Here is a 15288-nt window from a genome sequence, read left to right on the forward strand (position 1 = left end):
TAAGAATTTTCCGGAATACGCTCATTCTGTCTAAGCGATTGGCTTCCCAGAGCGGGACCAGAAACCCTATGTTATCCGGGGTATTGTTGCCTGATAATTGGACCAAAGGCTTACGAGCATTCTGCATTGGGTAGCGGTCAAGGCAGTGTCTTTAGAGGCTAAGCGCAGCTGCCTCTTGGGCTTCAATCGGGTCGGATTCAACCGTGTCGGTCCTTTGATCGCTCAGGATCATATCGGCGCCTTTTTCACCAATCATAATAGTGGCAGCATTGGTGTTACCGCCGACAATGGTCGGCATGATCGAGGCATCAATCACTCTCAATCCTTGCACACCTCTTACTTTCAATCGCTCGTCCACAACAGCCATGTGATCCTGGCCCATTTTGCAAGTACCGACGGGGTGATAGACCGTATTGGCTTTTTGTCGGAGAAAACTCTCGATTTCAGCGTCGCTTTGTACGGCTTCGCCGGGGAATACTTCATCGGCCATTTGATCGGCAAAGGCGGGCGCAGACATCAGCGCGCGGGTCTGCTTTACCCCTTCGACAAGGCGCGATACATCGTCGGCATGATCGAGCAAATTCAGTTGAATTTTAGGGTCGGATAAGGGGTTGGCATCGTGCAATGATACAAAGCCCCGGCTCTTGGGGCGCAACAAGGTGACGTGACAGCTGTAGCCGTGCTTTCGGGTGAACGCCATATTACGACCATGGTCATCCATTCTCATGTCGATAAAGAGCAGTTGCAGATCCGCCCTATTTTCTTTTTCGGAAGTCTTGACAAAGGCGCCGGTACTGATGGTGGTTGCCAGCAGACCGCTACTGTGAACCACATAGTCATAGACCTGTTTCAGCAGGAACGGAATCTCCTTCCAGTGCAATGCCAGCGGCCCCCGACCCTTGGTGTTGCGCACCAGTAGCGCGTCTACATGTTCCTGCAGATTCCGGCCCACACCAGGCAACTCGTGCACCAGCGGAATTCCATGTTGCTCCAATTCTTCGCTGGGGCCAACGCCCGATAACATAAGCAATTGAGGACTATTGAAGGCCCCCCCGCAAAGCAGTACTTCTTTACGGGCGCCCAGTATGTGGGTATTGCCTTCGGCATCGAGATATCTTACGCCCACAGCCCGCTTCTCCTTCCATTCAATTGAGCAGGCGTGGGCTTTACAGATGACCGTGAGATTGGCGCGAGCTTTGATGGGATGCAAGAACGCCTGGGCAGCTCCACAGCGTTTACCGTTCTTTGTGGTAAACTGGTACAGACCGGCGCCTTCTTGGGTCTCGCCGTTAAAATCCTCGGTGTACGCAATGCCCAACTGTTCGCAAGCTCTCAAAAAGCGTTTGCTGTAAGGGTGAATATAGCTGGGGTCAGATACGTACATGGAGCCTTCAGTCCCATGGTACTCGTTGGAACCTCGTTGCTGGAACTGCGAGCGCTTGAAGTAGGGGAGAACATCGTTAAAACCCCAACCGCGGTTACCCAGCTCTGCCCATTCATCAAAATCCGAATGATGACCCCGAATATACATCATGCCATTGACTGAACTGCTGCCACCCAGGGTTTTTCCGCGCGGTTGGAAGATGCGGCGGTTGTTCATGGTCGGCTCGGGGGCGCTGTTAAACTGCCAGTTGAAGGTGTGGCTGTTCATGAGCGGCGCAACCCCAAGAGGAGTGGATATCAGCGGGCTCTTGTCGGGCGGACCCGCCTCAAGCAGGCAGACACTGTATTCACCACTGGCCGTCAACCGGTTGGCCAGTACACAGCCAGCGGAGCCGGCACCCACAATGATAAAATCAAACATACGCACCTTTTGGAATATGCGGATTGGTTTCAGACCGGCGTCAGTTGGTTATTTCCGGTCGCTCGGATTCGTGCATGTATCTGGGGTTTATCCCCTGCCACTTGATATTTCTTTCCAATGCGTAAGCGATACGGCACAGCATGGGCTCTGTCATAGCGGAGCCCATTAACTGAATGCTGTGGGGAACCCCGATGGAAGACGCTCCGCAGGGCATGGATATCGTCGGTACCCCAGCAAAGTTTGCCGGTATGGTAAAACGCATCGGTGAATTCTGCATAAATTGTGTCAGCGCTTTCATACCCTCATAGTGCGATTCGGTGGGTATGGAGAACAGGGGGCCGCCGGAGGGAAGAGCAACGGCATCAACTTCTCTAAGTACCCCGGTAAGAAGCTCTTTATAGTTATCGCGCAGAGCCAATGCTGACGAATATTGGTCATTCGAAACGGTTTCTCCCAGCGCCAGAAAGTCACCGAAAAACTTGCCGTAATCCGCGCTTTGAGAAGGGTAGGTGGCGTTATGGGCTCGCAATGCTTCATAAGAGCATATCTGGAACAGCGTTTCAGAGTGCTTAGGTGAGAATTCCGGCAGCTCGATATCCACGATCTCCGCCCCCAACCCCTGGAGCACATTCAGTGATGTCTCAATTGCTGCAACCAGCTCCTGTCCCATACCAAAACTTACATACTCCCGATCATAACCAATCCGCACAGCCTCAAGGCTGCCAGGACCGGACTTCATGGATTCAACGATATTAGGCGCAGAGATTTCGGCAGAAGTGGGATCGTTTTTGTCAAAGCCGGCCATAGCCTCAAATACAATGGCGACATCTTCAACGCTGCGGGCCATGGGACCGACATGATCGAGTGTAGGGGCCAACTTGAGAACGCCGTGCAGGCTGACTCGACCGTAGCTGGGTTTCAGTCCGACAATGCCATTGGCCATCGCCGGCGCCCGGATAGAACCCCCGGTATCTGTCCCCAAGGCGGCAAAGCAAAGTCCAGCGGCGCAGGCCACTCCGGAACCACTGGACGATGCACCCGCCCAGAGGTCGCTGTTCCAGGGATTGACGGGTACGTCGAAGTCAGGGTGATAGCCGAGCATCGCGCCTTCGCTGAGATTTAATTTACCCAGCACGATGGCGCCGGCTTCACTGAGCTTGCGAATTACGGTCGCATCAAACTTGGGAACAAAGTCGGCCCGGGCACCGGTTCCACCCATGGTGCGGACACCCTGGGTATAGAGAAGATCCTTTACGGCAATGGGAACGCCGTGTAGCGGCCCCTTATAATAGCCGGACGCTATTTCCTTCTCGGCGCGCAGGGCGGCGGTCATGGCCTGATCGGCCATGACGGTGGCGTAGCTGTGAAGGTGCGGGTCCAATGCAGAGATACGTTGCAGCATCATCCGGGTCAGTGCCACCACTGAAATATCACCGGCTTCGATACACTTGGCGACTTCGGTCAGGTTCATCTGCCAAAAGGGTTTTGCGGACAGGTTCATATGGTGTTCCGATATCTGCGGCCATTCAGTTTATGGCGCGTTGGGCAATAGCAACCATTGGCCTTTGGTCCAACATCCGGAAGTCAGTGAAACTGGCCCGGGTTTGGACTAGGATTTAGTGAAGAAACGCAGTCACCCAGCGGATATATCCATAAAAGTTTCGTGGTCTTTGAGCATTGCCCTTTGGTCCAATAGTTGAGCCGGGAGATCCTTGCTTCAATAGAGGCAAGGCTGATTATTCTGGTCAACATCAAGGGATAAAAGCCGAGCCCCAATAGGGGATAGCCAAAGTTGGAGGATTGCTAAGTGTCCCAATTTTTGAGTCTTAAGCGGATTTCTGGTTGATGCATGCGGCGATTCTGAGTCGATTCAGCAGCACTGGGAAGTGGAGGGCGAGCCAAATAGCCCGGACTTCTTTATCGGAGTGCTGCTGGTCAATAATAAAACGATATATCTAGAGGGGATCTATATGAAGTATCCGCTGATTTTGTCCGTACTCTCCGCATCCATTATGGTGGCAACTCAGTCCCACGCGCTCCAAATTGAGGAAATAGTCGTTACTGCCCAAAAGCGGGAGCAGTCCCTACAGGACGTCTCCATGTCAATTAACGTTGTTTCCGGTGAGTTTATTGAGGACCAAAACCTGACAGAGTTGCAGTCGCTTAGCCAGACCACACCAAATGTCACCATTGCGGAAGCAGGCTCCAGTCAGAGTATTTATATTCGCGGCATAGGATCTGGTCAGAATGCGGGGTTTGAGCAGTCCGTTGCAACCTTTAGTGACGGTATCTACTTCAGCCGCGGTGGCGCCTCCCGGGCTCAATTCCTGGATATCGAGCGCATTGAAGTGCTGCGTGGTCCCCAGGGAATTCTGTTTGGCAACAGTGCGATTGCCGGAGCGCTGAATATTGTCACTCGCAATCCGAGTCAGGAGCTCGAAGGTTTTGTGTCCGGTTTCTATGATGATAAATATGGCGAAAAGAAACTGGAGGCGGGAATATCCATCCCAATTAATGACTCGCTGGCGATTCGACTGGTCGGCAGCACCGCCGAGGCTGATGGTTTCCTGACCAACGAAGTCACAGGAGAAGATGAAGTACAAGAGGATAACAAAGCCGCCAGAATGACAGTGCTTTGGGAGCCGAACGATGAGTTTCAGTTGATCTACAAACTGACCCATTCTCAGTATGACGTTGAGGGTGAGCCTATTGAGGCGAACGAGATCGATTATGTTAAGCAGGCGGATGGCCAGCCCGCCCCGTGGAATTCAGATATGTTTGGGGCTTGGAATGGACCCTCAGACCCCCTGCCATCCTGGTACACCGATATTTATCAGGATCTCGGCGCTGATGTGCACAGTCTGCAGCTCAAATGGGATGTGGCTGGTCATACTATTACGTCGGTAAGTGGCTATATCGACAGCGAATCTTCCGAATCGATTGATCCGGATCAGTCACCGTATGCGATTGTTGGAGTCAGGCAAGGGGAAAAATTTACCCAGTGGAGCCAGGAGGTTCGAATTGACTCACCTCAAGAGCAAAACCTGGAATACACGGCGGGTCTTTACTATCAGGAAATTGATCTGGACCTCTCAACGCAGGTGGGTTACAACATTGGTTTTCCGCACCCCATGCTGGGCAATACAATTCTCCAGGGTGTGGATAGCAGATTTGTAAATCAGAAAACCACGACTCAAGGTGCATTTGGCAAACTGACGTATCATCTCACGCAAGCGTTGCGCGGGTCCCTTGGTGTTCGGTGGAGCGAGATTGAAAAAGAGGTTGACGCAGTTCTAAATTTAACAGAACTGGATGATGTAAGGACTCTGGATCCGATCGCAACCGGGATTATGAATGGTCGGGGTATTTTTGCCGACAGCCTTGATGAAACCAGAACCTATACAGATACCACGGTTGATTTTGTTCTGGAATGGGACGTTACTGCGGACATTATGCTCTACGGACGTTATGCTCAGGGGTTCAAAGCCGGCGGCTATAATTCGGCTTATCAATTCAATCCAGAGGCTCCAACGCCCTTTTTTGAACCGGAAACCGTGGATTCCTACGAGTTGGGTATCAAATCGAAGCTGCTAGACGGAGCGATGGTTTTGAACGCCGCACTGTTCCGGAGTGAATATTCCGATATGCAGGTCTCAAATTTGGTCGGTCTGGGTTTTGTCACCTCTAATGCCGCTGAATCGGTAACGCAAGGGTTGGAAGTTGAAGTGAACTGGCAATTAGCAGAGAGCTTGCGTATGGATCTCAATGTTGCCTATCTGGACGCCGAGTTTGAAAAATACGACACAGCGACTTGTACAGAAGACCAGAAAATAATCTCCGGGCTTGGGAATAATTGTACCCAGGATCTCAGCGGCAGGGAGATGCTGTTTTCCCCAGAGTACAGTGGTCGACTGAGTTTCAACTACTCGCCCAATCTATTTGAAAATTTCATCGTCGATCTTAACCTTGGCATGAACTTCACAGACAGTTACTACTCAGCGCAAGATCTGGATCCCAATGCGGTGCACAATGGCTATGAGAAGTTCGATGCTCGAGTTGCTCTGTCGTCGGAGTCGGGTTCTTGGGTGATTGCCTTAATCGGCACGAACCTGACGGATAAGAAGACCTTTGCAACGGCGGACGACTTGCCCAACACACCGGGTTCCTATGTCAAAACACCTGAATCGCCCAGAACGTTCGGGTTGCAGGCTCGGTATTCCTGGTGATATTGAAGGAGTGAAAGTACTGTCTACAAAAAGCGCCTCGAATGAGGCGCTTTTTTCGTGCTTAAAGGACGCTAGCACCGGCCTTCTCAATTCGCTTTGCCTTCAAATGATACATTAGCATTATGCTTATTCCGATTGGCATCATTAATGCTCCAATCAAAACGCTAGCGTAAGCGACTTCAATTGAATTCAGAGAGGTTGATGCAAGAAACATGGATAGCATCAGATTTTTAACGGTGGTCTCGACGGCAATCGTTGAGCTTGTTTTTTCACTCAACCCCGCGAGACGAGGCATTCCGTAGCCCAGAATGAGGGCGATAATGACATAAGCTGCAGAGGGAACGAGAATCATAGCTGAGTCACTCAGCGATGAACCTTCACCAGTCATTACGGTGGCAAACAGTGCTGCAATCATCGCGGCCGTACTTATCTTGGAAATACTGGGCTCCAGGTTTACCAGTTCTGCTCGGTAGTTCCGAACGATCATACCGACAATCACAGGAAGAATGGTAAAGACACCCAGTTCAACAGCGGTTTTTAAAATTGGCATCTTGACAACGGTTTCTGCTTGTCCGAACGAAGTTAAGGAGAAGTTGATCCAGAGTGGCAGAGTCAATAACGAAATGAGCGTGGCCGTGGCTGTCAGGGAGATGGATAAAGCGGTATCACCCTTTCCCATATGGACCACAATGTTGGAAGTCGTTCCTCCCGGGCAGGCAGCAATGACAACCAACCCCAGGGCCAACATGGGTGGAAGACTGAAGGCATGCGCTAAGGAGAACCCAATCGCAGGAAGTACCAACAATTGAAGTACTACGCCCACTGCAATTGCTTTGGGCACTGTTATTATTCTTCTGAAATCCGCAGGCGTCAGTGTCAAACCCATACCGAACATCAAGCCAAACATGGAGAGCGGAATAATAATTTGAGGAATCTGCATGTATTTCTTACCTCGATTCTGTTGTCAATTGGAAGGATATAGTGGAGAAGCAAAGAACAGGTTCTCTCGCCGAACTATAGGGGTCTTTCAAAACTAAAGATGTTGGTCTTTGGGCCAATAGTCGGTCCAAAGTCTCGTTTGCTAAATTGAAGATGTGGCACCACGAGTGCCGTTTTCGAAAGTACGAAATTCATTCAATGAGTGGTGTGGAATGCGGATACTTCTTATAGTGGTTTTGATCGGATGGCTCCAACTTCAGTTGTCAGCCTGCTCTTGGGTCTCCAGTCGAGCTGATGCCGACGTGGCCAGGCCCAACATCCTCCTGATTGTTGTTGACGACCTCGGCTATTCTGATCTCGGCGCTTTCGGTGGTGAAATTGAGACTCCGACATTGGATCTATTCGCACGCGAGGGCATCCGCTTTACTTCCGCCTATGCCGCAGCAACATGTTCACCCACTCGGGCTATGCTGATGACTGGTGCGGATCATCATTTGGTGGGACTCGGTGCAATGGCTGAAATGATATTGCCGGCACAGCGGGGAAAACCCGGTTACGAAGGCGAGTTGAACAACAAGGCCATTACGATAGCCACCCGATTACGCGACGGAGGCTATCGCACGTTGATGGCGGGAAAATGGCACTTGGGAACAAAGCCGCAAACCAGCCCCCATGCCCACGGATTCGAGCACTCCTATGCGTTGCTGGAAGGAGGAGCCAGCCATTTTAGCAATGACGGCTTGTTTCCATTTCAGAAAAAAGTTCACTATCAGGAGAATGGCATGGCAGTGGAGTGGCCGCACGGGCAGTACTCCAGTGATGTTTATACACAAAAAATGATTGAATACATCAATCACGTGAAGAATGAAGGACGGCCTTTTTTTGGGCTTCTGTCCTTGACGGCGCCCCACTGGCCGCTGCAGGCACCGGACAACCTCATTGATACCTATCGCGGTCGCTACGATGCCGGCTGGGACCAGCTGCGCAATCGTCGTGTTGCCGGCTTGCAGAAAGAGGGTATGATCTCAGCGGGCAGGCAGACGAAAACGCCTCCAGGTTATCGCAGTTGGGATTCGCTGTCCGACATTGAAAAACGATCGGCGAGCAGAGAGATGGAGATCTTCGCAGCTATGGTCGATGGCGTTGATCGCAATATCAGCAGACTCAAAGGTTTTCTGGAGCAGAATGCGTTGTTGGACAATACAGTTGTTATTTTCATGTCGGACAACGGCGCAGAAGGTGTTGAATTGGAAACGAACTCCATGATGGAAGCTTTCCTGTCTGATAACTTTGATAACAGCTTCCCTAATTTGGGCAGAGAACACTCCTACGTTATGTACGGTCCGGGTTGGGCTCATGCAAGCAGTGCACCGAGCCGTTTGTTTAAGGGGCACCTGGCAGAAGGCGGGGTAAAGGTTCCAGCATTTATCTGGCGAAAAGGTCTTCACAGCAAAGGGGCCATCGTCAGCGCACCGGTGACGGTTAGAGACATTGCCAGAACGGTTGTGGATCTGGCCGCAATCGACGCCGAGGGAGATTACTATTCAGGCAAACTGATAGCCCCAATGTCGGGTAAGAGTTTGTTACCTCTGCTGACCGACCCTAACGCAACTATTCATGGTGATGAAGGTGTAGTCGCTGCGGAGCTCTATGGTCGTCGCAGCCTGAGAAAAGCAAACTGGAAGATTCTGTGGGAGGTCCCTCCTTATGGCAAAGGTCGCTGGGAGCTGTTTGACTTAGCAAAGGATCCGTCGGAAGCAGAGGATCTGGCGGAGCGGCACCCTGCGTTGGTTGAGTCACTGGTTCAAGACTGGATGCAGTACGCCGATGAATCAGGGGTCGTCGAAATAAAGGAAGGTCTAAATTGGTAAGTAGGACTAGGCGTTAGTGTGGTTGTCTTGTTCGCCGATTTGGAGAGCAACACCCATCTTTACGAGGTCAGCAAAGTTGTTGGCCTTCATCTTATCCATGATTCGGCTGCGGTGTACCTTGATGGTTTTTTCAACAATGCCAAGTTGAAAGGCGATCTGTTTATTGAGCAGTCCAGTAATGACGAGTTCAAACACTTCTTTTTCTCGAGCGGTTAACTGCTTATAGTGATTTTCGATTTCATTCAACGAGTGCTCTTTTTCAAGAATTTTCCGATGCAGCTCGATGGCGGAATTGACAGCATCAATGACCTCTACATCGTCAAAGGGTTTGGTCAGGAAATTGACGGCGCCATCCTTTATCGCTCTTACACTCATAGGAATATCCCCGTGACCGGTGATAAATACGATGGGCAGGGTGGTACCTTGATCGTTCATAATCTTTTGAATTTCAAGCCCGCTGATTTTCGGCATTCTGATGTCAAGCAACAAGCAGCCAAGAGATGTGTTACCAATCTCTTCCAGAAACTGTTCTGCGTCCTGGTAATAAACAGCTTCCAGGCCTGCGGACATAAGCAGGCGGCAAAGGGATACGCCAACGGATTCATCATCATCGACTACATAGACCGTCGCAATATCTTGGGACATAAAATCCTACTATTCCTGGGCTAGTTCATCGGTTAACGGAATGCGAACTGCAAATCTAACTCCGCCAGTCGAGCAGTTTTCAACGGATATGCTGCCATGGTGCTTCTCGATAATTGATCTGCTGATGGAGAGGCCCATCCCCAAACCCTGGGATTTTGTGGTAAAGAAGGGATCGAAAACACGCTCGATAATGTCGTCGGACAGATGTTGACCGTTGTCAAACACAGAAAACACCGCGTGGCCGTCATCACTGCATGAGGTGCTGACGATAACTTCATGTGGGCGATCATCACAGCTACGGATGGCGTCAGCGGCATTGGTGACCAGGTTCATGGCAACCTGTTGTATCTGGATCTCAACACCCTTAACGAGTGGCGTGCTGGAACAAAATTCTGTGATAATTACCGGGTCGGTCTTGTACACGCTGGAGCGAAGAATTTCCACTATTTTCTGGATGCTGGCGTTAAGATCTACGGTAGTGAAGATGTCATCTTCTTTTTTCAGAAGAGAACGCAGGTTCTTTGTTATGTCACCTGCGCGCCGGGCGTCGCTGGAGATATCCCCCAAGATCTGTGACATTAATTCTTCATTGAGATTGCCAGATTGGAACAGTCTTTCTGCGGCTCGTGCATTGTTAGCGATGGCGGCCAAGGGCTGGTTAATTTCATGGGCGAATGCAGACGCCAACTCGCCCATGGCGGCAACCCTTGAAATGTGAACCATCTCGTTGTGCTGCTCCTGGACTTTCTTCAGGGCTTCAACACGATCCGAAATATCAAATGCAGTGCCGACAATACATTGCTGTCCGGCGATGTTAACGGCCACTGACCTTAAAACGTGGGGTATTTTTGCACCATCTTTCGTGACGATATCCGCTTCGAACTCTCCGTAGCCATTTTGAATCGTCTCTTCAATGGTTCTTCGTCCCATCTCCTTGGAGTCGAGAAGATCCATTGCAGAGACTTCTTTGTTAATTTCATCGTCGCTGTAGCCAAACCGGCGTTGGTATTTAGGCGTAATACTGAAGATTTTTCCATCTGCGCCGAGCACAAAAATGAACCCTAACAGGGCTTCTATCAGTTTGTGGGTTTCTTCCAGACCCAAATTCTCGTAGTTGAGTATCACCTGAGGTTCTTTTTCGTCAGCGGCCTTTTGATTTACCCCAGTATATAGCATGCACATTCTCATTTGTGATATTCGATCTGGTGCTGCTGGCAAGTGTTCTTATTTCACATCGCTATTAGCTGCACTACGTCAGACCAAGTTTGGCTCCATATCACGTATTTTAGGTTTTATGTCCATTGCGGTGAATTGGACCAAAGGTCAATGCCAGGTCTGTCGTGAAGCCTATACGGAGGTCACTGGGGATTTCACAACGAGATGTTAAAGTACAGCCGCCAGTGCCAAATGTGTGAAGGTATAAGAAACAAAATGACGGACCAAAAGCGACTTACCGTCGAAGTGTATAGGGAAAAGCCCAGGCGGTATTTGTTATTGCGTCACCATGTATCGCTACGTCCGGCAATTATCATCTCCATTGTTTGATGTGGCGATGCAACAGGATTGAGGTCTTGTTATCATCCCAAACGATTATTCATATCTGGGATGTAACGAGGGATTCTGATCAAAATGCAGGCAATACGGACAATATTCACCACAAAATGGTACTGGCTGGGCTCGGCACTATTAGGGTTCTCCATGCTGGCCGTGGCCCTGTTCTATCAGTACTCTGTTGGCGATGAACCCTGTCAGGTCTGCATCCATGTCCGCATTTGGGTAGCCGCGTTTACGCTGCTCAGTCTTGTTATGTGTATTCTGCCGAGAAGGCCCTTCTCCCAGTTTATGGGGCAGTTGCTATTGGTGTTTTCCGCAGCCGGGATGTGGGAGCGCTCCTGGTATCTGTACAAGCTGGAAAACGGCATTGGCGACGGCAGCTGTGAGTTCTACCTCGGGTTTCCGGGCTGGTTTGCCCTGGACAAATGGTTCCCGTTTATCTTCGAAGTGCGCAATCTCTGCAGTTACACTCCGGAGCTCCTCTTGGGGATTACCATGGCCGAGGGGCTGGTGGCCATCGCGTCGGCGCTCATCGCAGTGGCCCTTTGGGGCCTCTACTTAAACGTTTCTTCGGACCAATAACCTTGTCGTAAACATAAATTTACATCGCCTACACGACACATATGATCCAGATCAATATCCCATTGGGGGTAAATCCCTAAGCTTTCCCCAAAGCAAAGGAGGAAAGCCAAATGTCCAGTACCGAAAAAATTCTTGTGGTTGTTGATCCCGCTCGCGATCAGCACCCTACCGTCGAGCGTGCTATTTCCCTGGCTCATGGGCGCCGCGAGGACACCAAGGTTGAGCTAATTTTTCTGTTGGCGGCCAATCCGGAATCCTTTGATCAAAATAACGGCGGCGACCATGTTACTCGCGACGGCCTCTGGGTAACCCGTTTGTTGCAGGAAATGGCCAATACTGAAGTGGAGCACCAGATCATGGTGTCCTGGACCACCAACTGGGCTCAATCCATTTTGGATGTTGCCCGTCAGCACGATGTCAGTCTAAGTCTGATTCCCGACTACGGCAGCCAGAGGGATCACATCTGGACTGACGAACGCTGGAAGCTACTGCGCCAGTCAGAGCAGCCCGTTATTATCGTGACCACCACCAAACGTGCTGAACGGGGCCGCTTGCTGGCTACGATCAAGGATCAGGACAGCGACTATTCCGAACGCAACGCTCATGTTTTGGCGGTAGCCCATCGTATCGCCAGCAACTTTGGCATGGAGCTGCACGTGGCCAATGCGTATACAGACTCTATGGACTTTCCTGACCGCGCCCGCATTGCACAGCGTGCGCAAGTGGAAAACGAACATGTGCATATTCAGGTGGGTGATCCGGAAGACGTGATCTGCGAGTTGGCGCAGACTCTGAATGTGGATGTGGTTCTTATTGCCAATCAACGGCGTCAGGGGCTGCAGGGCAGGCTCAGAGGCAACACCGTCGAGAAGATCGTGGGCCGCCTGGATCGCGATGTGTTGATGATCTAACCGTCAAAAGTAGAGGGTTTCGGGTAGGCCTGCCGCCGGGTCTACCCCAATCAGCGACATTGCTCATATAACAGGTCCTTGTATTTCCTTCTCTTTGCCCGCAGTTTGTTGCCCTTGGGTTCTTTATAGCCGCTTCTCAAAGCACTATTGATGGCTTCTATTTTCTGTTCGTATTGACCGCATTTATTACTTCGCCTGGATCGCTGTGTTCTCGCGGTGTACCGCTTGTTTGACTCATTTTTGGGCCTTTTCCAAAACTCTATGCTTTTGGGTGCCTCACTGCCATGAATATGAGGCAGATCGTTTGGCTTGACGGCAGTGGCTTCTTGATTTCCCGGCACATGATCGCCGTAGTGTGTCGTTCCGTGCTCGTCTTTCCATTTGTAAATAGTTGCAACACTGGCAAATTGACTGATCAGCAGAAGGCTGATCAGCGCGTTGATGTACGTCATCCCTGACTCCTCAATGCTAAGGTTCTTTATTCTCTGTTCCTATAGTGTTGCAGAGTAATAAGTCGAACTCGTAAATACAACGAAGGCGACAGCATTTCGAACCAATGTATGAGCCGACGACAGGAGAGATGATCTTTAGGAGTGTTTCATCCTCGATAAACCTGATAAAAGCTCTGGTTGGCTTCGGCCATTTCCTGCATATGTTCGGTTACCCGGTAGGCTTCTCCCAAAGGAGCAAACCGTTCGCTCCACTGGCACAAAGTGCGCGTACCTACTTCATCCATCCAGCGCAGAATGCCACCTCGGAAGCGGGGGAAACCAAGTCCGTAAATCAAGGCCATATCGGCCTCGGCAGCGGTTCCGACAATGCCTTCTTCCATACAGCGCGCCATCTCGATGGCCATGGCCAGCATACAGCGAATGACGATATCTTCATCGCTGAAGTCTGTCTGGGTTTGTTGGCAATCACGAATCAAAGTCAGCGTGGCTTCATCATCGCTACGCAGAGGCCGGCCTTGGGCATCGGCCTGGTATTGGTAGAATCCCAGACCATTTTTTTGTCCAAAACGCTGCTGCTGGAAGAGGCTGTCCATAACGGAGGGTGAAACCAAATCCATGCGATCCGGCAGGTCCTGAGCCAGTTCATCCTGGCAATGGCGAATAGTGTCAATTCCGCAAACATCTGACAAATAGGCCGGTCCCATTGGCCAGCCCCAGGTTTCCATAACGGCGTCGACGCGTTTGAGGTCAGCACCGTCACGAATCAGCAACTCGAAGGCGCGAAAGTAGGGGAACAATACCCGGTTGACCAGAAACGCTGGACAGTCGTTGACGACAATGGGCTTCTTACCCAGTGCTAATGAGTAGGCCACCACATCGGCAATGGTTTCGTCTGAGGTTTTTTTACCTCGAATGATCTCTACCAATGGCATGGCATGAACCGGATTAAAGAAGTGCATGCCAGCGAATTTATCCGGTTTCTTTAACGCCTTGGCCAATCGAGAGATTGAGATAGTTGAAGTGTTGCTGACCAGTACGCCGTTGTTGGCCAGTCGATTTTCCAGTTCTGCAAGAACCTTTTCTTTGACTTTCAGGTTTTCGACCACGGCTTCCACAATAACGTTGCCGCCTTGCAAATCAGCATCATCAAGACTCGGTTTGATCAAACCTAGGGTCTTCAGTTTTTGCTCATCGCTTATGCGTTCCTGGCGGACTTTCTTGGAGAGCAGTTTTTCAGCTTCACTGACTCCCAGATCCAGCGCCGCCTGATTAATGTCCTTCATTACTACAGGCATTTTCTTAAGCGCGTTCTGATAGGCGACACCGCCGCCCATAATTCCAGCACCAATGACGGCAGCTTTCTCAACCTGTAGCGAGGATTTTTTTGCGTGCCCTTTGGCGATCTTGCCGATCAACTGCTCGTTCATAAAAATGCCGATCAACGCCCGGGACTGTTCGTTCTTGGTGAGTTGGATAAAGAGCTCGCTCTCCTGTTCCAGAGCCGTCGTACGGTCACTTTTCGCAGACCTCTGTAATAAGTCAATGGCAGCGATAGGTGCAATCAACCGAGGAGAGCGTTTAAGTACTCTTGTCTTTGCTTCTGTCGCCAGCGTTGCCGCAGCTTCCGGTGTAATATCGACAGGACTTGTCTTGCGTGCACGACGCTGCTCCAAGGCAGCCTTATTTTCGATGGCCCCCCTTAGCAGTCCCAGAGCTTTGTCTCGTAGAACATCAACATCGGCTATTGCATCCACGGCGCCCGCTTCGAGGGCAGCTTCTGCTTTGTGTTGGCCCGCTTCGCCCACCCAGGTCATGGCATTCACCAGCCCCATCAAACGTGGGGCCCGCACAGTGCCACCCCAGCCGGGGATAATACCCAGTCCGGTTTCCGGCAGCCCGATCTTGGTATTGTTGGCCATCACCCGATAATCACAGGCCAGGCAAAACTCCAGCCCACCGCCCAGGGCAAAACCGTTGATTGCGACTACGGAGGGAATTTTCAGGTCTTCGAGTCGGTTAAAGTTGCGGTTGTTCACACCAAAGTAAGCTTTCATTTCTTCGGCTGACTTAAGAAACTCACCCTCGAACTCGGTGATGTCGGCACCGACAATAAATACCGGTTTGCCGCTGGTAATCAACAGCCCGGAGGCCTCTTCGCTCTGTTCTATCAACGAAAGAGCCCGATCCAATTCCACCACCGTTGCGTTATCAAAAACATTAACCGACGCCGCTTTGGCGTCAAATCTCAATTCCAGCAGTCCGTTATCCAGACGGATAACACTGAGTTGGTTGCCGTAGTACATA

Annotated in this window: 11 protein-coding genes; 4 read left to right on the top strand and 7 right to left on the bottom strand. The window is 50.8% G+C overall.

Features of this window, described 5'->3' with window-relative positions; genetic code table 11:
- Positions 1 to 151: 151 nt before the first annotated feature.
- Together HBA55_RS03900 and HBA55_RS03905 are read right to left on the bottom strand one after the other, a co-directional pair.
- Positions 152 to 1804: a GMC family oxidoreductase gene (locus HBA55_RS03900; RefSeq protein ID WP_166987331.1), complete on the bottom strand. Its 1653-nt coding sequence runs from the start codon at positions 1802 to 1804 to the stop codon at positions 152 to 154.
- A 40-nt stretch (positions 1805 to 1844) separates the two neighbouring features.
- Positions 1845 to 3305, bottom strand: a complete 1461-nt coding sequence (locus tag HBA55_RS03905) for an amidase (RefSeq protein ID WP_206019503.1) — start codon at positions 3303 to 3305, stop codon at positions 1845 to 1847.
- Positions 3306 to 3774: 469 nt separating this feature from the next.
- Here HBA55_RS03905 and HBA55_RS03910 point away from each other — a divergent pair, with 469 nt between their 5' ends.
- Complete coding sequence (locus tag HBA55_RS03910; protein ID WP_166987334.1) at positions 3775 to 6030, top strand: TonB-dependent receptor; 2256 nt, start codon at positions 3775 to 3777, stop codon at positions 6028 to 6030.
- A 61-nt stretch (positions 6031 to 6091) separates the two neighbouring features.
- Here the strand turns inward: HBA55_RS03910 and HBA55_RS03915 are convergent, their stop codons facing one another.
- Positions 6092 to 6970 (bottom strand): bile acid:sodium symporter family protein, encoded by an 879-nt coding sequence (locus HBA55_RS03915; protein WP_166987337.1) that lies wholly within the window; start codon positions 6968 to 6970, stop codon positions 6092 to 6094.
- A 211-nt stretch (positions 6971 to 7181) separates the two neighbouring features.
- On the opposite strand from HBA55_RS03915, the gene HBA55_RS03920 reads away from it, so the two are divergent.
- Positions 7182 to 8840, top strand: coding sequence for an arylsulfatase (locus HBA55_RS03920; protein ID WP_166987339.1), 1659 nt, complete (start codon positions 7182 to 7184; stop codon positions 8838 to 8840).
- Between the two features lie 6 nt (positions 8841 to 8846).
- On the opposite strand, the gene HBA55_RS03925 is transcribed toward HBA55_RS03920, so the two are convergent.
- Positions 8847 to 9485 carry a response regulator transcription factor gene (locus HBA55_RS03925; protein ID WP_166987342.1) on the bottom strand — a complete coding sequence of 213 codons (639 nt, stop codon included), beginning with the start codon at positions 9483 to 9485 and terminating at the stop codon, positions 8847 to 8849.
- A gap of 9 nt (positions 9486 to 9494) precedes the next feature.
- On the bottom strand, positions 9495 to 10661 hold the full coding sequence (locus HBA55_RS03930) for a PAS domain-containing sensor histidine kinase (RefSeq protein WP_166987345.1): 1167 nt from the start codon (positions 10659 to 10661) through the stop codon (positions 9495 to 9497).
- 522 nt (positions 10662 to 11183) lie between these two features.
- On the opposite strand from HBA55_RS03930, the gene HBA55_RS03935 reads away from it, so the two are divergent.
- Both HBA55_RS03935 and HBA55_RS03940 read left to right on the top strand, forming a co-directional pair.
- Positions 11184 to 11621 (top strand): disulfide bond formation protein B, encoded by a 438-nt coding sequence (locus tag HBA55_RS03935; protein ID WP_166987348.1) that lies wholly within the window; start codon positions 11184 to 11186, stop codon positions 11619 to 11621.
- Positions 11622 to 11731: 110 nt separating this feature from the next.
- Entirely contained in the window at positions 11732 to 12532 is an 801-nt protein-coding gene (locus tag HBA55_RS03940) for a universal stress protein (RefSeq protein ID WP_166987351.1), read from the top strand.
- Positions 12533 to 12582: 50 nt separating this feature from the next.
- Here HBA55_RS03940 and HBA55_RS03945 read toward each other — a convergent pair whose 3' ends face one another.
- Complete coding sequence (locus HBA55_RS03945; protein ID WP_166987354.1) at positions 12583 to 12984, bottom strand: DUF4124 domain-containing protein; 402 nt, start codon at positions 12982 to 12984, stop codon at positions 12583 to 12585.
- 146 nt (positions 12985 to 13130) lie between these two features.
- Positions 13131 to 15287: a fatty acid oxidation complex subunit alpha FadB gene (gene fadB, locus HBA55_RS03950; protein ID WP_166987357.1), complete on the bottom strand. Its 2157-nt coding sequence runs from the start codon at positions 15285 to 15287 to the stop codon at positions 13131 to 13133.
- Position 15288: the final 1 nt, after the last annotated feature.

The organism is Pseudomaricurvus alkylphenolicus, assembly GCF_011683955.1.
GTDB lineage: Bacteria > Pseudomonadota > Gammaproteobacteria > Pseudomonadales > Cellvibrionaceae > Pseudomaricurvus > Pseudomaricurvus alkylphenolicus.

Coding starts and splice junctions, on each gene's coding strand:
- HBA55_RS03945 (WP_166987354.1), bottom strand. CDS start 12,984: ATGACGTACATCAACGCGCTGATCAGCCTTCTGCTGATCAGTCAATTT.
- HBA55_RS03920 (WP_166987339.1), top strand. CDS start 7,182: ATGCGGATACTTCTTATAGTGGTTTTGATCGGATGGCTCCAACTTCAG.
- HBA55_RS03930 (WP_166987345.1), bottom strand. CDS start 10,661: ATGCTATATACTGGGGTAAATCAAAAGGCCGCTGACGAAAAAGAACCT.
- fadB (WP_166987357.1), bottom strand. CDS start 15,287: ATGTACTACGGCAACCAACTCAGTGTTATCCGTCTGGATAACGGACTG.
- HBA55_RS03935 (WP_166987348.1), top strand. CDS start 11,184: ATGCTGGCCGTGGCCCTGTTCTATCAGTACTCTGTTGGCGATGAACCC.
- HBA55_RS03940 (WP_166987351.1), top strand. CDS start 11,732: ATGTCCAGTACCGAAAAAATTCTTGTGGTTGTTGATCCCGCTCGCGAT.
- HBA55_RS03905 (WP_206019503.1), bottom strand. CDS start 3,305: ATGAACCTGTCCGCAAAACCCTTTTGGCAGATGAACCTGACCGAAGTC.
- HBA55_RS03900 (WP_166987331.1), bottom strand. CDS start 1,804: ATGTTTGATTTTATCATTGTGGGTGCCGGCTCCGCTGGCTGTGTACTG.
- HBA55_RS03925 (WP_166987342.1), bottom strand. CDS start 9,485: ATGTCCCAAGATATTGCGACGGTCTATGTAGTCGATGATGATGAATCC.
- HBA55_RS03915 (WP_166987337.1), bottom strand. CDS start 6,970: ATGCAGATTCCTCAAATTATTATTCCGCTCTCCATGTTTGGCTTGATG.
- HBA55_RS03910 (WP_166987334.1), top strand. CDS start 3,775: ATGAAGTATCCGCTGATTTTGTCCGTACTCTCCGCATCCATTATGGTG.